Raw genomic sequence first — 17,130 nt, 5'->3', positions numbered from 1 at the left:
TCCATGCCGTGGAGGGGACCCTGCCTTCGCGTCGCGGCGACGCGAAGGCGCGCTCATGCACCTGAGGGGACTACTGCGTCGCCGACGCGCCCGCCGTCGGGATGGCGGCCGTCACCGTGCGCTGCTTGGGCCAGAAGCGCGCGTCGTGCACGTCGTCCAATGACGCGATGCGCTTCTTCGTGCGCGCGTCGTAGACGCGGGCGTGGGCCTCCGCGCTCACCAGCAGCAGGGCGCCCCTCACGCGCACGGCCACCACCTCCGTGGGGGACAGCGACAGGGACTCGGGCTCCGACAGCCGGTCCTCCGACTCCCACCGCAGCGGCAGCATCAGCACCGGCAGCTCGGTCGCCGCGCGCCACGCGTACAGCGGCCCGCCATGCGTCTCCAGCGAGACCCAGGCGCCGTACTCCGTATGGCCCTTGTCCTTCACCACCGCGTCCAATCGCACGGCGTCCTCACTGCCCTCGGAGAGCTCCGTCGCGACGGGGTCGTCCGGGTCCGTGCCGACGGTGGAGGACACCAGCTGGCTCGCGGTGGCCAGCGCGCTCGTGCCCGGCGCGTCCTCGGTCTCGTACACCGTGGCGACCGACTCGATGCGCTTCCACGCCTCACCCTCGCGGCGGTACGCGTGGGCCAGGCCCGGGCTGCTGCCCTCCATCTCCGGCACCATCAGCTTGCGGCCGTCGACGACGAAGAACTCCTCGCCGCGCTCCTCCTTGCGCGCCAGCCCCTCGAGCTGGGAGACGAGCGCCACCACCTGCCCCCGGGCGTCGAAGCCGACCGTGTCCGTGTGGCCCTCGGTGGGCAGCGGCAGCGGGACACCCTGGGCGGCGTCGAAGTCCACTCTCCAGGCGCGCGGCTGCACATTGCCGTTGCCCCGGTCCACCAGGACGCCCTGCTTGCCGTCCGGGCTCCACGCCAGGCGGACCCGCGCGCAGGGCGCCTCCACGGTGGCCAGGGCCTTGCGTATGCCCGTGGTGTCCTGACGCAGCCACGTACAGCTCGCTGGCGCCGCGTCCTGGAGGAGCGACAGCGAGAAGGCGGGCACGGGCTCCGGGGCGGGCTTGGGCGCCGCGGGCGTCTCGGGGACGGGGTCCTGTGACTTCTTGCAGGCGCCACCGAGAAGCATGGTGCCGAGGAAGAACGCGGGGCCGAGATGGCGGAGCATGGAGGCTCTCCGGTGCGGGGTTCCTTCACACCATCGCAGAACGGCCGGAGTGGGAGGAAGTCACCCTCGGAGTAGACGGCGAGGAAGTTTCCGATAGACCACTCGCGCGTGGGTGCCATTCACCCCGCTCCCCCCGTCACGACGCATCGCTTCCGTCGCATGTCTTTTCATTTTCTCGCGCGATGAAGGCAGGCGGGCTCAGACGAGCCAGCCGCTCTCGTCGAGGAACAGGGCCTCGCTGAACACGGTGTCGTCGTCTTCCTTCGCGGCGCGCGCGTTGTCGAAGTAGAGGCTCTCGCCGTCCTTGACGATGTGCAGCACGCGCAGGTCCTCGCGGGCGCGGGGCGTGATGGTGAGCGGGTTGTCGGAGAGCACGACGAAGTTGGCGCGCTGACCGGGCTCGAGCGTGCCCTGAGGTTCGGCGTCGCCGGAGGCCGCGGCGTCGGTGGTGGTCGGGTCATCGACGATGGCGGGAATCATGGTGCCGCCCCGCAGCGAGACGACCTCCGTGTCGGGGCCGCGCAGCGCGAGGATGTCGGCGCGGGTGCCCACGGCGAGGATGCGGCCGGCCTGGACTGCGATGGCCTCGGCGGTGGGCTGCTGGTCGTTCATGGTGAGGAGGGTGCCACCCTCGAAGATGCGGTCCGCGGGCTGGGTGGGGCTCATGGCGTGGGCTCGGGGGAGGGGGTTGCTTTCAGCAAAAGGTGTTGTCGCGCGCGGAGCCCGTCCACGGGGGCGTGAGGTGTCGCGCCGTCGCCCGAGAGGTTGCCCGCCGGGGTGGGAGCGCCGTGCGGACGGTCCCTGGGCCTGTCGGCGTGTGTTGCCCGCGGCGCGTGGCGTCCCCACGCTGCCAGTGGGGTGGTGGAGCGCTGACGGGCCGCCTCGCGCATGCCATGTCACTCGACCTGACGGAACCGAATGTCCAGGAGCAGGTCATCTCGCTGGGGACGCTGGTGGCGGACCTGCTGGGGGTGTTCTCCGGCTCGGTGCTGGGCGCGCTGCTGGCCGAGCGTCGGAAGATGGACCTGATGGGCTTCCTGGTCCTGGGCCTCGTGTCCGGCGTGGGCGGCGGCATCCTTCGCGACACGCTGTTGCAGGTGGGGCCTCCGCTGGTGTTGGTGAAGCCGGCGTATCTGGTCGCGGCCTTCACGGGGGCGTTCGCCGCGTTCCTCTTCGAGCTGCGGCACGGGCCGACGGTGAAGCTCTTGTCGATGCTGGACGCGCTGACGCTCGGCTCGTTCGCGGTGGCGGGCACGCAGCGCACGCTGGAGGTGGGGCTCAGTCCGGGGACGGCGGTGTTGATTGGCATCATCACCGCGTCGGGGGGCGGCATCATCCGCGACGTGCTCATCCGGCGCACGCCCACGGTGATGAGGCCGGAGCCCGGGTACTACGCCATCGCCGCGCTCGCGGCGAGCGTGGTGTGTCTGGCGTTCTCGCTCATGGGGCACAGGCGTCTGGCGTTGGCGGCGGGCATGGCGGTGGGCGCGCTGGTGCGGCTCATCTCCGTGCGGCGCGGGTGGAGGCTGCCGGTGAAGCGCTCGCGGCAGCCTCCCAGGAAGGGCGATGACTTCGGTGGGCCCCCGGACAGCGAGCAGTGGGTGAAGCCGTGAGGTGACGGCTCAGGGCTTCTTCTTCTCGCGGAGGACCTCGGCGGGGAGGTTGCGTCGGAGCGGACGCAGCAGCGCCGAGACGGCGGGCTACTCGGTGAACAGCTCCGCGGAGGAGTACAGCTCGGGCTCCTCCTGGCTGGTGCCGCCCGCCACGAGCACCTTGCCGTTGATGAGGCGCGTGGCGGTGTGGCCCTGCGTGGGCTGGTCATTGCCCACCACGGACAGCTGCCAGAAGGCCTGCGGGTCGTAGACCTCCGTGACGCCGCCAATCTGGTTGCGCGTGCCGCGCGCGACAAGCACCTTGCCCGACGGCAGCAGCGTCAGCGAGTGGCCCATGCGGCGCTCCTCGGTGGCGTAGGACGTGTACTCCCACTCGTTGTCCTCCGGCCAGAACAGCCACGCGCCGCTCGCGTACTGGCCCTGCTCCTGTCCCACGGCCAGCACCGCGCCCTGGTTCAGCAGGATGGCCGCGTGCCCGTAGAACGCGGGCGCCGCCGCGGCGGTGCTCCACGTGCCCGTGCTCACGTTGTAGACCTCGGCCGCGCCGACGACGCCGTCGTCGTTGATGGCCAGCACGTTGCCGGACGGCAGCCGCGTGAGGCTGGCGCGGCCCGCCACCACGGACGTCGAACCCGTCGCCGTCCACGTGCCCGTCGCCGGGTCATACAGCTCCGCGCTCTTCAGCGCCGTCGCCCCGAAGCCGCCGAACACCAGCACCTTGCCGGTCGACAGCACCACCGCCTTGTGGCCCCGCCGCGCCGTGGCCAGGCTGCCCGTGGCGCTCCACGTGTTCGTCGAGGGGTTGTACAGCTCCGCGCTCGCCAGCGTGCCGGCGCCCTGGCCGCCCACCACGAGCACCTTGCCCGAGGACAGGAGCGTCGCCGTGTGGTTCGAGCGCGTCTGGCTCATCGTCGCCGTCGCCGCCCAGGTGTTGGTGTTCGGATTGTACGTCTCCGTCGACGCCGTCACGCTGCCCCAGCCGCTGCCGCCCGTGACGAGCACGTTGCCCGTCGGCAGCCGCGTCGCCGTGTGGTACGCGCGCACCTGGCTCATCGACGCCGCCGCGGACCAGGGAGAGGTGAAGGCCGCCCGCGCCTCGGTGCGCGGCGCCTCGGCCGCCGCCGTGGTGGCGCCCGCCATCGTCGCCAGCGCTCCGCACAGTCCCAGGCCCAGCCACGTCTTCGCTGTGGTTGCTCGTGTCATCCGTTCCTCGTGGTGAATGGTGAGGCCCGCATTGTGACGGGGGGGACCGACGCACCGGGCGGTCTTCCACGTCAACTCCGCGTGACGGCGCCATAACAGTCACCGGGTTGCATTGGAAATACGGTGTAGATGTGTGTATCTGGTTCTGTAGGTGGGTCCGTGGCAGCCTGCGCGCGTGACGGAGCCTCTGTTCGATGACCTGCTGGGCCTCGCGTGCTTCGCGCGCGTGGTGGAGCACCGCTCGTTCACCCGGGCCGCGGCGGTGCTCGGGGTGTCCAAGTCGGTGGTGAGCGCGCGCATCTCCCGCCTGGAGTCCAGGGTGGGGGAGCGGCTGCTCATCCGCACCACCCGCAAGCTCTCCGTCACGGACGCGGGGATGGGGGTGTACGGGCATGCCGCGCGCCTGTTGGAGGAGGCGGGCTCCGCCACGCGAGGGGCCTCCGACGCGGGACGGGGGAGCCTGCGCGTCAACGCGCCCATCAGCTTCGCGCAGATGTACCTGGCCCGTCCCCTGGCGCGCTTCCTCGCGGCCCACCCGGGGGCTTCGGTGGAGGTGATGTTGAGCGACAGGCTGGTGGACCTGGTCGAGGAGCGGGTGGATGTCGCCTTGCGAATCACGCGCCTGCGCGATTCGAACCTCGTGGCGCGCAAGCTCGCGACCACCGCGCTGTGTGTCTGCGCGGCGCCCGCCTACCTGAAGCGCAGGGGGACACCCCGCAGGCCCGAGGACCTGTCGGACCATGCGTGCCTGCGCTACGCGCACCTGCGCGCCGAGGACGAGTGGCGCTTCCACGGCCCCCGGGGGCGCATCCCCGTGTCGGTGAGCGGTCCGCTGACGGTGGCCAACGGCACCCTGCTGCGCGAGGCGGTGGCGGAGGGAATCGGCCTCGCGGTGCTGCCGCGCTTCATGGTGGACGAGGACCTGCGCGCGGGGCGGCTCGTCACCGTCCTGGACGACTTCATGCCCAGGCCCGTGGGCATCCACGCGGTCCACGCGGCGGGGCGCTCCCCCGCGCCGCTGGTGCGCGCCCTGCTCGACGTGCTGGCCGCGGAGTTCCGTCCCGCGCGCTGGGGCTGAACGGACCGACGCACGGGATTGTCCTGCCAGCAGAACGATTCGTTCTCGACACAGACCTTCCGCCGGAGCCGCCAGGCGCGCATTCCATGTCGCGTCAGCTCACCCGTCTTCCGGAGGTCGTCGTCATGCTCGACAACGCATCCCATCCCGCTTCATCCGCCCTCGCCGCCACCGTGCTCCGCGTATCCCTGGGGGTCGTGTTCCTGGCCCACGCGGGCGCCAAGTGGTTCATCTTCACCCTCGAGGGCACCGCCCGGTTCTTCGTGGCCCATGGCTTCCCCGGGTGGACGGCCACGCCGGTGTTCGCCATGGAGCTGCTCGGCGGCCTCGCGCTCATCGCGGGCCTGCGGGTCCGCCTCGTGTCACTGGCGCTCCTGCCCGTGCTGCTCGGCGCCTTCGCGTCCCACGCCTCCCTGGGCTGGATGTTCACCAACCCGGGCGGAGGCTGGGAGTACGTCGCCTTCCTCATCATGGCGCTCGTCACCCAGGTCCTCCTCGGCAGCGGCGCCTTCGCCGTGGACGGCGCCCTCGCGCGAAACGTCTCGGTGAATCACGGCTCGGTCGCCCAGACCTCCACCTCGTGAGCCCGCGCCCGCGCCAGCCCGTCCCCGATGACGACCGAGTAGGGCGGCCTCGCTGGCTGCAGCGCCCGAACCTCCCTCGGCAAGCGCTCACGCTCCCGACGCGCGTACTCCCGCGCCTCGGCCAGTGACGCCACGGCCCCGGGCACGCGCTGTCCCGCGCGCATCACCGGCCGCAACAGCGGACGCCCCTGCGCCGCGTCTCCCCGCCGCACCAGCAGGTCGCGCCTCGCCACGCCGTCCTCCTCCTGCCGGTACACCTGCTTCGCCCCGGGGAGCAGCGCCTTGCCCGCGGACAGCTTCACCCGCGCCCGGCCCGCGTACTCCACCAGCTTGTAGGCCATGTCCAGCGAGGGTGCGTCCGCGGACACGCCCATCGCCGTGCCCACCCCGAAGCTGTCGATGGGCGCGCCCCGCGCGAGCAGCCCCGCCACCTGCTCCTCGTCCAACCCGCCACTGGCCACCAGCCGCACGCGCTGAAGCCCCGCCTCGTCGAGCAGCTCCCGCGCCGCCAGCGACAGCGCGAGCAGGTCCCCCGAGTCGAGCCGCAGCGCGCGCACGCGGAACTCCTCACCCCGCTCGCGCGCCAGCCGGATGACGTGCTGGATGCCCCGCAGCGTGTCGTACGTGTCCACCAGCAGCGTCGCGTCCGGATACACGCGCGTGAAGGCGCGGAACGCCTCCAGCTCATCGTCGTGCGACTGCACGTAGCTGTGCGCCATCGTCCCCGCGAGCGGAATCCCATACCGCTTCCCCGCGAGCACGTTCGACGTCGAGTCCACCCCCGCGAGGTACGCCGCGCGCGCCACCTTCAGCCCCGTGTCCGCGCCGTGGATGCGCCGCAGCCCGAACTCCATCACCGGCCGGCCCCGCGCCGCCTCCACCACCCGCGAGGCCTTGGACGCCGCCAGCGTCTGCAGATGCACCAGGTTGAGCAGGTACGTCTCCACCAGCTGCGCCTCCGGCAGCGGCGCCCGCACCTCCAGCAGCGGCTCCTGCGCGAAGACCGGCGTGCCCTCCGGCATCGCGTCCACGTCCCCGCTGAAGCGGAAGCGCTCCAACCACCGCAAGAGCCGGTCCGAGAAGCGGCCCGTCGACTCGAGCCACGCCAGGTCCTCGGACTCGAAGCGCAAGCCCTCCAGTGTCTGGAGCACGTCCTCCAGGCCCGCCGCCACCAGGTAGTTGCGCTGGCGAGGCAGCCGGCGCGCGAAGAGGCTGAACACCCCCTCGTCCCACTGGCCCTCGGCCAGGTACGCCTCCGTCATCGTCAGCTGGTAGAGGTCCGTCAGCAGCGCGGCCTCGGACTCCATGTCGACTCCCCTCCTGCGCGGGCCCCGAGCCGAGGCGCGGGCCGCACTCGAATGCACGACTCAGGCCGTCACGCCCGCGCCTCCTTGCGCCGACGTCGCGCCCGCCACCCAGCGCTCCAGCTCCGGCTTCGGCATCACCCCGCTGCGCCGCGCCACCTCGCGCCCGCCCTGGAACACCACGAACGTGGGGATGCCCTGCACGCCGAGCGCGCTCGCGGAGCGCGGGTTCTGCTCCGTGTTGAGCTTGAGCACGAGCAGTCGCCCCGCCTGGGCCCGGCCCACCGCGTCCAGGATGGGGGCCGCCGCGCGACACGGTGCGCACCAGGGCGCCCACAGGTCCAACAGGATGGGCACCGGCGAGCCCAGCACCGCCCGGTCCAGCCCCTCGCCGTCCACCTCCTGCGGCGCGCCCGACAGGTCCAGCGCCCGGTGACACCGGCCACACTCGGGGTTTCCCGAGGGTCGGGGCTCTCTCACACGATTGAACGCACCACAGGCCGCGCAGCGGAACATGACGCCTCCTTCTCGACAGCCTCTCATTGCGAAAGGTAGGCCGCGCGGGGCCCCGGCGCGTCCCCCCGCGAGCACGTCACGCCGAGGGCACCGCCTGCCCGCCCGCCACGGTGCCCTGACTTTTTTGCGCCCTCTGTCGCGCATGCGCAGTTTTTTCGCGGTCCTCCATCGCGCCTGGACCACGAGGAGGGCATGGTGTGGGGGTTGCAGGGGAGCACCATCAGGACGGGCACCCGGTCCGTCGGCGGGAGGGCAGGCATGCGGCTGGCGGTATTCGACACCCATCGCTACGACCGGAGCGCGTTGGAGGAAGCCAACGCGGACTTCGGCCATGCGCTGACCTTCCTGGAGCCCCGCCTCACGGCGCAGACCGCGCGGCTGGCGGAGGGCTTCCACGCCGTGTGCTCGTTCGTGAACGACCGCGTGGACGCGGCCACGCTGGAGTTGCTGCGTGCGTGCGGCGTGCGGCTCGTGGCCACGCGCTCGGCGGGCTACAACCACATCGACCTGGAGGCCGCGCGGCGGCTGGACGTGCGGGTGACGCGCGTGCCGGAGTACTCACCGCACGCGGTGGCCGAGCACGCGGTGACGCTGGTGCTCTCGCTCAACCGCCACATCCCCCGCGCCTTCGCGCGCGTGCGCGACTGGAACTTCTCGCTCGACGGCCTGGTGGGCTTCGACCTGGCGGGCAAGACGGTGGGCATCGCCGGCACGGGCCGCATCGGCCGCGTCGCGGCGCGCATCTTCCGGGGCTTCGGCTGTGACGTCGTCTGCTTCGACGCCGTCGCCGACGCGACCTTCGCGCGCGAGGTGGGCGCCCGCTACGTGACGCTGGAGGAGCTCTACGCCGTCAGCGACGTCATCTCGCTGCACGTGCCGCTGACGCCGGGCACCCACCACATGGTGGACGCGAAGGCGCTGGCACGGATGAAGCGCGGCGTGGTGCTGGTCAACACGGGCCGGGGCGCGCTCATCGACAGCCGCGCGCTCATCGACGCGCTCAAGTCCGGCCACATCGGCGCGGCGGGGCTGGACGTGTACGAGGAGGAGGAGGGCGTCTTCTTCCAGGACCTCTCCGGCCAGGTGCTCCAGGACGACGTGCTGGCGCGGCTGCTCACCTTTCCCAACGTGCTCGTCACCTCGCATCAAGCCTTCCTCACCCGCGAGGCGCTGGGCAGAATCGCCCACACCACGCTCGCGAGCGTCCGGGCCTTCGAGCGCGGCGAGCCCCTGGTCAACGAGGTGCGCGTGGAGCAGGTGCGGCCCGCGTGAACCCCATCCCGTAGCCGACTCGAGGAGTCCCCCATGTCCATCGTCTGCGCCACCAACTTCTCCGATGCCGCGCGCCGCGCGTGTGACGTCGCCGCCGAGCTTGCCCGGAAGGCGAACGTGCCGCTGTTCCTGGTGCACGTGCTCAACCCCAACTCCGCGCGGGCCTTCGGTCCCTCGCTGCTCCAGGCGGCCGAGGCCGCGCTGGGCGACGAGGCGAAGCGGCTGTCCCAGAAGGGCGCGCGCGTGGAGCAGGAGCTGCGCACCGGCGAGCCCTCCGCCGAGGTCGCCGACGTGGCCCGCCAGCGCCTGGCCACGCTCGTGGTGGCGGCCTCGCCCAGCAAGGAGGCCCCGTTCCTGGGCGTCGGCGGGACGGTGGACCGGCTGGCGCAGTCGCTGGAGGTGCCGCTGCTCGCCGTGCAGGACGCGAACGCCATGGAGGCGTGGGCGCGGGGCCAGCGGCCGCTCAAGGTGGTGCTGGGCGTGGACCGCTCGCTGCCGTACGAGGCCGCGCGTGAGTGGGTGCGCGCCCTGGGCGTGTGGGGCCCGCTGGACGTGGTGGGCGCGCGCGTGGTGTGGCCGGACGAGGAGTACCGGCGGCTGGGCCTGCCGCGGCCCATGGAGCTGGCGGAGGTGACGCCGGAGCTGCGCGCGGTGCTGGACAAGGAGACGCAAGCCCTGGTGACGCCGCTGGGCACGCAGGGCGTGAAGGTGCGCACGGTGCTGGAGCCGTCCCTGGGCCGCATCGCGGACCACCTGGTGGAGCTGGCCGCGCGCGAGCAGGCGGACCTGCTGGTGGTGGGCACGCACCACCGCCGGGCGCTGGGGCGCATGTGGAGCGTGTCCCACAACGCGCTGAGGCTGGCGCGGGTGTCGGTGGCCTGCATCCCGTCGCAGGCGATGGCGCCGGGCGTGGACGCGCCCCTGCCGTCGTTCCGCGAGGTCATGGTGGCCACGGACTTCTCCGAGACGGGCAACCACGCGGTGGCGCACGCCTTCGGCCTGGTGCCTCCCGGGGGCAAGGTCTACCTGGTGTCCGTGGCGGAGCTGGGCTCGCAGGTGGACACGGAGCGCGGCCGGCTGATGGCGCTGGTGCCGCGCGAGGCGGAGGCCACCGGACGCCGCGCGCAGGCGGAGGTCATCATGGATGCGCAGGACGTCGTCACCGCGCTGGTGCAGACGGCGGAGCGGCTGGGCGTGGACGCGGTGGTGATGGGGACCCACGGGCGCACGGGGCTCAAGCGCGCGCTGCTCGGCTCGACGACGCAGGCGGTGCTGTCGCGCACCTCGCGGCCGGTCCTGCTGGTGCGGCCTCCCACCGTGTGAAAGGCGACGCTCCATGTAGGGCCCGCCCACCCGGAGGGCGGGCCCTCGTACGACGCGTCGAAGTGTTGACCCGAGGATGGCCGGGGGGCTCCAGCAGGTTGGCGGCACGCCAATGGATTGGAGTCAGGCCCTCTTCCTGGGTGGGATGGTGGTAGGTGTCCTCGTCCCTTTACCCTGGAAAGGACCTGACCATGGCCGTCACGCTGCCCCCTCTTCCCTACGCCCATGACGCCCTCGCTCCGCACATGAGCAAGGAGACGCTGGAGTACCACCACGACAAGCACCACGCGGCGTACGTGAACAACCTCAACAAGCTGCTGGACGGCAAGGCCGAGGCCTCCAAGTCCCTGGAGGAGATCATCCTCAGCAGCGACGGCGGCGTGTTCAACAACGCGGCCCAGGTCTGGAACCACACCTTCTTCTGGAACTGCATGAAGCCCAAGGGCGGCGGGCTGCCCACGGGCGAGCTGCTGGCGGCCATCGAGCGCGACTTCGGCTCCTTCGACAAGTTCAAGGAGGAGTTCTCCAACGCGGCCGCCACGCAGTTCGGCTCCGGCTGGGCGTGGCTGGTGCTGGCCAATGGCAAGCTGGCCGTCACCAAGACGAGCAACGCGGACCTGCCGATGAAGCACGGCCAGAAGGCGCTGCTGACCATCGATGTGTGGGAGCACGCGTACTACATCGACCACCGCAACCTGCGGCCCAAGTTCATCGAGACGTTCCTCACGCACCTGGTCAACTGGGACTTCGTGGCGGACAACCTCCTCAAGAAGGGCTGAGTTTTCCACCGGGGGGTGGCTATCCAAGGCGGGCTGTCATTGGGTTGAATGACAGCCATGGCCCTTGCCGCCCCCCGTTGGTCGTCCCACCGCCGGAGCCGGGGCGTGACGAAAGCCCTGGTGCTCGTGGCGCTCTGTCTGGTGATGGGCGCCGCGGCCGGGCTGTTCGTCCTGAAGCAACGCGGGTTGTCCGGCGAGGGAGGCCCCACCGCGCGGGCCCCTGTCGTGTGGTGCGAGGGTTTGCCGGTGGAGCGCTGCGGGCAGCATCCGCGCGACTGCCGCGTCTTGGCCTACTGCGATGGCGTGAAGTTCTGCGCGGCGACGACGGCAGCGCCTGAGCCCTGTGGCGCGGCGGGCGAGCGACCCGAGGGCATCGAGGGAGGGGCTGACGGGGCGGCCTCGCTCGTGGAGGTGGCGGAGGAGCCGGTGATGGAGGCCGTGCTCCGCTCGGACGGGTTCCGCCTGGGTGAGCTCATCGCCTCCGGGCGTGGCATCAACCTGCCGGGCAGGTCCAAGGCCACGCGGAACCTCTCGCCGCTGATGGCGGCGGCCGAGAAGGCGGATGTGGCCATCACCCGGCTGTTGCTCTCGTCGGGGGCGGACCCCTCCCTGCGGGTGCCCCGGCACGCGGAGGCCTGGCCGCCCCATGGGTGGACCGCGCGGTGCTTCGCCCGTTTCCAGGCGCTGTCCGCGGTGGAGGCGGGGCTCGTGGGCGCGAACACGGAGGAGGAGGGGTGTCTGCGGGAGGCGGACCTCCTGTCGGCGTTCCGGAGCCGGGACTCCACGCGCGCCCTCTCGCTGAGCCGCGAGCTGCGCGGAAAGGTGCAGGTCCGGGTGCTCGAGCGGGCCGCGGAGCTCTCCCTGAAGCACCGCAGCCCCTTGTTGATGCGCGCGGCGGTGGGCGCGGGCTGGGTTCCGCCGAAGGGCAACGAAGCCAGCTTCGAGCGCTGGCCCGCCTACCGGGCGTTGCTCCAGCGGGACCTGCAGACCGTGGAGGTCCTCGTGGAGGCGGGGGCGCGGTGGCCGCCGCTCGCGGAGCTGGCCCGGCTGGGACATGCGGACCTGGTGCGGCGCTCCCTCGAGGCGGGGGTGGACCCGAATGCCCAGCTGCCTCGGCTGCCCACGCCGCTCGTGGCGGGGGTGCAGTCGGGGAGCAGCTCGGTCGTCGACGTGCTGCTCGAGAAGGGCGCCGACCCGAACCTGCCGAGCCGGGGGGACGTGATGCCCCTGGGCGCCGCGGTGAACCGCCCGGGGGGCGCTCCCGCGGACGAGGAGATGGTGGGGCTGCTGCTGGAGGCGAAAGCGAATCCCAGCACGGCGGGGAAGGTGGGCGCCCTGTTGTACGCGGCGACGGGGGCCTGTCGTCCGAGCATGATTCCCCTGGTGCTGAGCCATGGGGCTCGCTGGGACAAGGCCACCCAGGGCGCGTTCCTGTATCTGTCGGCCCTGGACGCCCGCAGGTGCCCGGACGCCTCGAAGCTGGAGCTGCTCCAGGCCCTGCTCGCGGCGGGTGTCACGCTGAGCGCCGAGGACGCGGAGCGCCACGATGCGCGGTGGCGCGACGCCATCCTCCATCCCCCCTTCGCGCGGGTCCTGCGTCAGGCGGGGCTGGTGCTGGCGCCCGTGCCTCCCAAGCCGGTGCATGAGAAGCACCTGCTCCTGTTCGACTCCGCGGACAGGGGCAAGGACCCGCGTGGCGAGCCCCGGTGGAACAACGCCGCGTCCTCCGACGCGCCGTGAGGTCCGCTCAGAAGGCGATGCCCGTCTGGATTTGCGGCCCGAAGCTGAAGCCGCTGTCGCCCGGCGCGCCGGTGAAGAACAGCGGCAGGTCCAGCTCGAGGAACCACTTGAGGTGTTCGGTGATGGGGAAGGGCTTCACGACGATGGGCACGACGCCCAGGTTGAACGGCTGGCCCGCGCCCACCTGCATGGCCAGGCGCACGCCGGCGGTGAAGCCGCCGAAGTTGTAGAGCAGGCCCGGGTCCACCACGAAGCTGGTGCCCACCCGCTCCGGCTCGCCGTCCTTCTCGAAGTCCCAGCGGCTGAAGGCGATGAACTCGAAGTCGAGCGTCCACTGCTCGGTGAGCTTCAGCGAGATGCCGGGCGTCAGGCCCAGGGAGAAGAAGTCCCCGCCGATGACCGTGGTGTCATCGTCGGTGATGTTGAGCAGCGGCAGCGCGAAGCCCACGTGACCGCCCAGCCGTGGATACATGGCCGCCATGCCGGAGCCGCCCATGGCGGCCTCTTCGTGGTGACGGCGGTGCCGCTTGTCCTTCTTGAGTGAGTACCCGGAGCTGGGGCGCCAGTCCTCGCCCGCGTGCTCGGTGGCCTGCGCGCTCCAGGGCGCGAACGTCGCGAGCAGCCCACCCAGCCCCACCATGCCTCGCCAACCCAGCCGACTCCCCATGCAGCCATCCCCCTCGTGACACTTCGCCCTACCTCGACACGACGGAGGGTGGGGAGCCCCTCAAGTCAGGACAAGCCGGCCGGGACTGGGGGACAAGGGGCGCGTCGGATTCTGGTGGGCCTCAGGGCAGCTCGCAGTCGAGGAAGTCCTTCTCGAAGACAGGGCCCAGCAGCATCCGCTTGCCGAAGACGGCGGCGGTGGCGGTGGCGGAGGTCTGCTGTCCGTCGTCGAGGAAGACCTCGGTGACCTTCATGTCCGCGTCGGTGCCGGACAGGCGCAGCACCTGGGCGGGCGCGCGGGCCTTGCCGGTGGTGTCGCCCGCATAGGCGGCGAAGTCGAGCAGCTTCGGATGGGCGGCGACCCAGAGGTTGCCCTCGGCGTCGAGCTCGATGTTGTCCGGGCCGGTGTCCAGCGCGAGCGAGTGGCGCAGGGTCAACGCGCCCGTCTCCACGTCGCGCGAGTAGCTGTCGAGCGTGCGACCCACGGCCTGCGCCAGGTACACCGTGGCCCCGTCGTGGGAGCGGTTGATGCCATTGGCGTACGTGGTGCCCTCGATGACCTTCTTGAAGCGCTGGCCGTCGAAGTAGAGGACGTTGCCCTGGCCCAGTTGGAGATAGTCCTCCAGGGTCTGCCAGAAGCCCGGCGGGTTGCCGTGGTCGTTCGTCACGTAGAAGCGCTCGGCGTCCACGGCGACCACGTCGTTGGGCGAGACGAGCTCGGGGCCCTCCCGGGTGGCGCGGTGGACGAGCAGGCCGTCGCTGCCCACCTCGAAGCGCTCGATGGTGTTGCGGTGCCCCGGGAGGTGGTTCACGACGAAGAGCGTCTGCGCGCCGGTGGGGTCCACGTACAGGCTGATGCCGTGGGGCTGGAAGGTGCCCTGGAAGCTCCCGGTCAGCAGCACCGGCGGCGTGTCGCCCTCGAGCGAGTAGCGGTAGATGTCGCCCCGGACGGGGGCGCCGGCCGCCATCGCCGCGCGGCGGTCATGCGAGGACACGTAGGCGTACTCGCCGCTCGGATGGAAGGTGAGGTCCTCCGCGCCGGGCATGCCCGACACCGGCTTGCACCTGCCGGGGGCGTGGGGGGCGATGGAGCGGAACTGACCCGCGTCTCTCATTGTCTTGAGCGCGAAACCCGCGAGCAGCACGCACAGCATGCCCGCGACCATCAGGAGTTTCTTCATGGGGATTGGGAGGCAGGGAGGAGGAATCCCGCAGGCTACCACGGCGGTGTGGAGGCGGCTGGGGCCCTGGCGCCAGGTCCTGGTGACGGGGGGCTTCCTGCTGTGGCTGAGCCAGTCGCGCGGGGCCCTCTGGGACGTCCGCCCGCCGGAGCCGACGACGGTGTACCTGCCGGTCTCGCGGGTCGAGGGGCCCTCCGGGCCGATGCGCACCTTCGAGGATGGGATTGACGTGAGGGGGCGCGTGCTCGACGCGCGCGGCAGGCCCGTGGCCCGGGGCTTCGTCTCCTTCACGCTGCCGGGCGGCCTGTGTGGCAACGAGCCTCGGATGAAGGGGCGGGTGGCGTTCACCGAGGGCGTCTTCCGGGTGGAGCTCCCCCACGCGAGGTTCGTGACGGTGGTCGCGGAGGACGGCCGCGCGACCTCGGTCCGCGTCGAGCCAGGGCTGTTCCGGAGGGTGGAGGTGACGGCGGTGCTGCCGGACCACCCGACCGCGCCCTCGGGCGCGGACGCCGTGCTGCCCTGGGCACGGCCCGAGGGGCCCATCGACGAGATGTCCGAGCGGCGCTCGCCGCATGAGGCGCGCCAGGCCGCGGCGCTGACAGGCCCCCCGCGCACCGCCTGTGAGTACCTGGCGGGCGCGCGCTTCGAGACCGTGGCGGTCCCCTCACAGGGGGCCCGGGAGGTCGAGTTCCCCGTGACGTCCGCGGGGGAGCTCACGTTGGACCTGGGGCGCTTCGTCGGGTCATCCCCGGTGGACTGCGACGGCTGGAGCCTGGTCAAGGTGGACCGGTCCTGGATGACGCGGCAGCGCGTGGGCCACGTGGAGCCGTCGACGGGGCGACTCGTGCTCGAGGGCGTCGAGTACCTGCGCGCGGGCCCGGTCCACGGGGGCCGCGTGTACTGAGCCGCGCGTGCCGGACGCTTCCGGGCGCGGAGGGCGGGCTCGCGCGGGCGGGCGGGCTTCAGGGAAGATGCGCGCGGTGGCCTCCACCGGAGCGAGGACGGCATGGACCTGGAAGAGTTGCGAGCCTTCGTGGGCGTGGCGGAGACGGGCTCGTACCTGGAGGCGGCGGAGGTGCTGGCGGTGTCGCGCACCACGCTGCGCAGGCGCGTGGAGGCGCTGGAGGCCCGCGCGGGCGTGCCGCTGCTCACGAGCACCCGGACGGGCATCATCCTGACGGAGGCGGGGGCCCTGCTCGCGCGCCGGGGCCGCTTGATGATGCAGGAGACGAGCGCGCTGGTGGCGTCGCTGCGCGAGGTGGGGCACACGCCCTCCGGCACCCTGCGGGTGGTGCTGCCGGTGGGGATGCCGCCGCACCTGCTCGCGCCGCTCTTCGGCCTGCTGCGGACCACCTATCCCCAGCTGCGCGTGCACGCGCGCTTCAGCGAGCACCCTTTGTCGGAGTCGCTGGAGGACGTGGACCTGGCGGCGCACTTCGGCGACGCGCTGCCCCGCGGGCCGTGGCTGTCGCAGGTGGTGCTGCGCGTGCGCGAGGGGCTGTGGGCCAGCGAGACCTACCTGCGCCAGCGTGGCGTGCCCGCCTCCGTGGAGGACCTGAAGGCGCACGAGCTGTTCTGCTGGCAGGCGCCCGGTGACGACGCGAGCGTGTGGCCCACGCTCACGGGGGCCCCGTTCCCGGTGGCGCCCGCGCTCATCTCCACCGACATCCACTTCGTCCGCGTGTGTTGTCTGGCGGGGCAGGGCATCGGCCTGATTCCCAGCGTGGAGCTGCCGGACCCGGCGGGAGGGGACGCGCTGGTGGCGGTGCTCCCGGACGTGGTGGGCCGGGTGCGCCCCTTGAGGCTGAGCGTGCCGGAGGCCCTGAGCGAGATTCCCAAGGTGCGCCAGGTGCTCACGCACATCCGCCAGTTCCTCGAGCCGCTGTGATGGGGCGGGGCGGCCATCGGGTGGCCATCTTCGGCCATCCGCGGGCCCTCGCATCCACGCTACGCCAGGAGCGTCTCATCCCCGCCCTGGAGCCCGCCATGCGTCCGTTGCTGATGTCGCTCGTGTCGACCTGTGTCCTCGTGTCCTCGGCCCACGCCAAGGACCCCGCGCTCGGGGCGAGCACCTTCACCGTCTACGAGGCGTTCCTCAGCCCCGCGCAGGAGCCGGGCGAGGAGTCGGAGGTGCCCAAGCTGTTGGAGAAGAGCCTGGGGGCCACCGCGCCTTCCACGCCGCGCGAGGCGCGCAAGTCCCGCGGGCACGGCGTGCTGCGCTTCAGCAAGGATTTGACCCGGGCCTACGTGGAGGTGGAGATGACGGGCGTCAACCCCGCGGACATCCTCATGTTCCACATCCACTGCGGGGCGCCCGGGGTGCTCGGGCCGGTGGTGGTGGACTTCGGGGAGCTGGGCAACCTGTCGAAGACGCTCGCCAACGGGCGCTGGTCCGTGGAGCTCACCAACGCCAACGTCACCTTCATCAAGGAGATGAAGGGCATCAAGCCCGGGCTGCCGGAGAGCTGCCCCGCGGAGCTCGGGTTCCTCGCCCAGACGCGGACGCTGGCCAGCCTGGAGTCCCTGGCGCGCAAGGGCGTGCTCTACTTCAACCTGCACACCAAGGCGCATACCTATTACGGGGAGATGCGCGGGCAGCTCTACGCCGCGCAGCCCTGAAGGTTCCGCGCCGCCGGCGCAATCGTCTGGCTTTTCGTTCGATATGCGGGAGGGACCCCGGACGTTGGGAGTCCAGGGGCCGGA

At 71.9% G+C, this 17,130-nt stretch carries 17 protein-coding genes; 10 read left to right on the top strand and 7 right to left on the bottom strand.

Translation table 11 applies throughout. The annotated features are described in order from the left end of the window. Window positions 1–70: 70 nt before the first annotated feature. Window positions 71–1,168, bottom strand: coding sequence for a hypothetical protein (locus tag AC6JA9_RS40745; protein ID WP_223750433.1), 1,098 nt, complete (start codon window positions 1,166–1,168; stop codon window positions 71–73). A gap of 198 nt (window positions 1,169–1,366) precedes the next feature. Then, window positions 1,367–1,834, bottom strand: coding sequence for an amidohydrolase family protein (locus tag AC6JA9_RS40740; protein WP_223750432.1), 468 nt, complete (start codon window positions 1,832–1,834; stop codon window positions 1,367–1,369). Between the two features lie 227 nt (window positions 1,835–2,061). On the opposite strand from AC6JA9_RS40740, the gene AC6JA9_RS40735 reads away from it, so the two are divergent. After that, window positions 2,062–2,781 carry a trimeric intracellular cation channel family protein gene (locus AC6JA9_RS40735; protein ID WP_223750431.1) on the top strand — a complete coding sequence of 240 codons (720 nt, stop codon included), beginning with the start codon at window positions 2,062–2,064 and terminating at the stop codon, window positions 2,779–2,781. An 87-nt stretch (window positions 2,782–2,868) separates the two neighbouring features. Here the strand turns inward: AC6JA9_RS40735 and AC6JA9_RS40730 are convergent, their stop codons facing one another. After that, on the bottom strand, window positions 2,869–3,984 hold the full coding sequence (locus tag AC6JA9_RS40730; protein ID WP_267698894.1) for a Kelch repeat-containing protein: 1,116 nt from the start codon (window positions 3,982–3,984) through the stop codon (window positions 2,869–2,871). A gap of 175 nt (window positions 3,985–4,159) precedes the next feature. Between AC6JA9_RS40730 and AC6JA9_RS40725 the strand changes: the two genes are divergently transcribed. Together AC6JA9_RS40725 and AC6JA9_RS40720 are read left to right on the top strand one after the other, a co-directional pair. Further along, on the top strand, window positions 4,160–5,062 hold the full coding sequence (locus tag AC6JA9_RS40725) for a LysR family transcriptional regulator (RefSeq protein WP_497958759.1): 903 nt from the start codon (window positions 4,160–4,162) through the stop codon (window positions 5,060–5,062). 86 nt (window positions 5,063–5,148) lie between these two features. After that, entirely contained in the window at window positions 5,149–5,646 is a 498-nt protein-coding gene (locus tag AC6JA9_RS40720; RefSeq protein WP_223750428.1) for a DoxX family protein, read from the top strand. Here AC6JA9_RS40720 and AC6JA9_RS40715 read toward each other — a convergent pair. After that, window positions 5,613–6,953: a nicotinate phosphoribosyltransferase gene (locus AC6JA9_RS40715; protein WP_223750427.1), complete on the bottom strand. Its 1,341-nt coding sequence runs from the start codon at window positions 6,951–6,953 to the stop codon at window positions 5,613–5,615. The genes AC6JA9_RS40720 and AC6JA9_RS40715 overlap by 34 nt on opposite strands. Before the next feature lie 60 nt (window positions 6,954–7,013). Then, entirely contained in the window at window positions 7,014–7,466 is a 453-nt protein-coding gene (locus tag AC6JA9_RS40710) for a thioredoxin family protein (RefSeq protein ID WP_223750426.1), read from the bottom strand. Between the two features lie 258 nt (window positions 7,467–7,724). Here AC6JA9_RS40710 and AC6JA9_RS40705 point away from each other — a divergent pair, with 258 nt between their 5' ends. From AC6JA9_RS40705 to AC6JA9_RS40690, 4 genes are all read left to right on the top strand, one after another. Continuing rightward, the gene (locus AC6JA9_RS40705; protein ID WP_223750425.1) at window positions 7,725–8,738 is read left to right on the top strand and encodes a 2-hydroxyacid dehydrogenase; all 1,014 of its coding nucleotides are present in this window, start codon (window positions 7,725–7,727) and stop codon (window positions 8,736–8,738) included. A 33-nt stretch (window positions 8,739–8,771) separates the two neighbouring features. Next, window positions 8,772–10,061 carry a universal stress protein gene (locus AC6JA9_RS40700; RefSeq protein WP_267698897.1) on the top strand — a complete coding sequence of 430 codons (1,290 nt, stop codon included), beginning with the start codon at window positions 8,772–8,774 and terminating at the stop codon, window positions 10,059–10,061. A gap of 191 nt (window positions 10,062–10,252) precedes the next feature. Further along, the gene (locus AC6JA9_RS40695) at window positions 10,253–10,840 is read left to right on the top strand and encodes a superoxide dismutase (RefSeq protein WP_141330132.1); all 588 of its coding nucleotides are present in this window, start codon (window positions 10,253–10,255) and stop codon (window positions 10,838–10,840) included. Window positions 10,841–10,945: 105 nt separating this feature from the next. Further along, complete coding sequence (locus AC6JA9_RS40690) at window positions 10,946–12,580, top strand: ankyrin repeat domain-containing protein (RefSeq protein ID WP_497958758.1); 1,635 nt, start codon at window positions 10,946–10,948, stop codon at window positions 12,578–12,580. A 7-nt stretch (window positions 12,581–12,587) separates the two neighbouring features. Here the strand turns inward: AC6JA9_RS40690 and AC6JA9_RS40685 are convergent, their stop codons facing one another. Beyond that, window positions 12,588–13,247 carry a hypothetical protein gene (locus tag AC6JA9_RS40685; RefSeq protein ID WP_223750421.1) on the bottom strand — a complete coding sequence of 220 codons (660 nt, stop codon included), beginning with the start codon at window positions 13,245–13,247 and terminating at the stop codon, window positions 12,588–12,590. A gap of 121 nt (window positions 13,248–13,368) precedes the next feature. After that, window positions 13,369–14,427, bottom strand: coding sequence for an SMP-30/gluconolactonase/LRE family protein (locus AC6JA9_RS40680; protein ID WP_497958757.1), 1,059 nt, complete (start codon window positions 14,425–14,427; stop codon window positions 13,369–13,371). On the opposite strand from AC6JA9_RS40680, the gene AC6JA9_RS40675 reads away from it, so the two are divergent. The 3 genes from AC6JA9_RS40675 to AC6JA9_RS40665 all read left to right on the top strand — a co-directional run bounded on the left by AC6JA9_RS40675 (window position 14,426) and on the right by AC6JA9_RS40665 (window position 17,046). Then, entirely contained in the window at window positions 14,426–15,331 is a 906-nt protein-coding gene (locus AC6JA9_RS40675; RefSeq protein WP_497958756.1) for a hypothetical protein, read from the top strand. The two genes, AC6JA9_RS40680 and AC6JA9_RS40675, sit on opposite strands and share 2 nt — an antisense overlap. 102 nt (window positions 15,332–15,433) lie before the next feature. Continuing rightward, window positions 15,434–16,315: a LysR family transcriptional regulator gene (locus AC6JA9_RS40670; RefSeq protein ID WP_223783820.1), complete on the top strand. Its 882-nt coding sequence runs from the start codon at window positions 15,434–15,436 to the stop codon at window positions 16,313–16,315. Window positions 16,316–16,413: 98 nt separating this feature from the next. Beyond that, complete coding sequence (locus AC6JA9_RS40665) at window positions 16,414–17,046, top strand: CHRD domain-containing protein (protein WP_497958755.1); 633 nt, start codon at window positions 16,414–16,416, stop codon at window positions 17,044–17,046. Window positions 17,047–17,130: the final 84 nt, after the last annotated feature.

Source organism: Myxococcus sp. MH1 (genome assembly GCF_059738865.1).
The sequence above is the reverse complement of the archived record's forward strand: the minus strand, read 5'-3'. Positions and strand labels throughout refer to the sequence as shown.

What these genes read in the sequence shown, in the direction of transcription:
- AC6JA9_RS40745 (WP_223750433.1), bottom strand. Translation starts at nt 1,168, where the DNA reads ATGCTCCGCCATCTCGGCCCCGCGTTCTTCCTCGGCACCATGCTTCTC.
- AC6JA9_RS40740 (WP_223750432.1), bottom strand. Translation starts at nt 1,834, where the DNA reads ATGAGCCCCACCCAGCCCGCGGACCGCATCTTCGAGGGTGGCACCCTC.
- AC6JA9_RS40735 (WP_223750431.1), top strand. Translation starts at nt 2,062, where the DNA reads ATGTCACTCGACCTGACGGAACCGAATGTCCAGGAGCAGGTCATCTCG.
- AC6JA9_RS40730 (WP_267698894.1), bottom strand. Translation starts at nt 3,984, where the DNA reads ATGACACGAGCAACCACAGCGAAGACGTGGCTGGGCCTGGGACTGTGC.
- AC6JA9_RS40720 (WP_223750428.1), top strand. Translation starts at nt 5,149, where the DNA reads ATGTCGCGTCAGCTCACCCGTCTTCCGGAGGTCGTCGTCATGCTCGAC.
- AC6JA9_RS40715 (WP_223750427.1), bottom strand. Translation starts at nt 6,953, where the DNA reads ATGGAGTCCGAGGCCGCGCTGCTGACGGACCTCTACCAGCTGACGATG.
- AC6JA9_RS40710 (WP_223750426.1), bottom strand. Translation starts at nt 7,466, where the DNA reads ATGTTCCGCTGCGCGGCCTGTGGTGCGTTCAATCGTGTGAGAGAGCCC.
- AC6JA9_RS40705 (WP_223750425.1), top strand. Translation starts at nt 7,725, where the DNA reads ATGCGGCTGGCGGTATTCGACACCCATCGCTACGACCGGAGCGCGTTG.
- AC6JA9_RS40700 (WP_267698897.1), top strand. Translation starts at nt 8,772, where the DNA reads ATGTCCATCGTCTGCGCCACCAACTTCTCCGATGCCGCGCGCCGCGCG.
- AC6JA9_RS40695 (WP_141330132.1), top strand. Translation starts at nt 10,253, where the DNA reads ATGGCCGTCACGCTGCCCCCTCTTCCCTACGCCCATGACGCCCTCGCT.
- AC6JA9_RS40685 (WP_223750421.1), bottom strand. Translation starts at nt 13,247, where the DNA reads ATGGGGAGTCGGCTGGGTTGGCGAGGCATGGTGGGGCTGGGTGGGCTG.
- AC6JA9_RS40675 (WP_497958756.1), top strand. Translation starts at nt 14,426, where the DNA reads ATGGGGATTGGGAGGCAGGGAGGAGGAATCCCGCAGGCTACCACGGCG.
- AC6JA9_RS40680 (WP_497958757.1), bottom strand. Translation starts at nt 14,427, where the DNA reads ATGAAGAAACTCCTGATGGTCGCGGGCATGCTGTGCGTGCTGCTCGCG.
- AC6JA9_RS40670 (WP_223783820.1), top strand. Translation starts at nt 15,434, where the DNA reads ATGGACCTGGAAGAGTTGCGAGCCTTCGTGGGCGTGGCGGAGACGGGC.
- AC6JA9_RS40665 (WP_497958755.1), top strand. Translation starts at nt 16,414, where the DNA reads ATGCGTCCGTTGCTGATGTCGCTCGTGTCGACCTGTGTCCTCGTGTCC.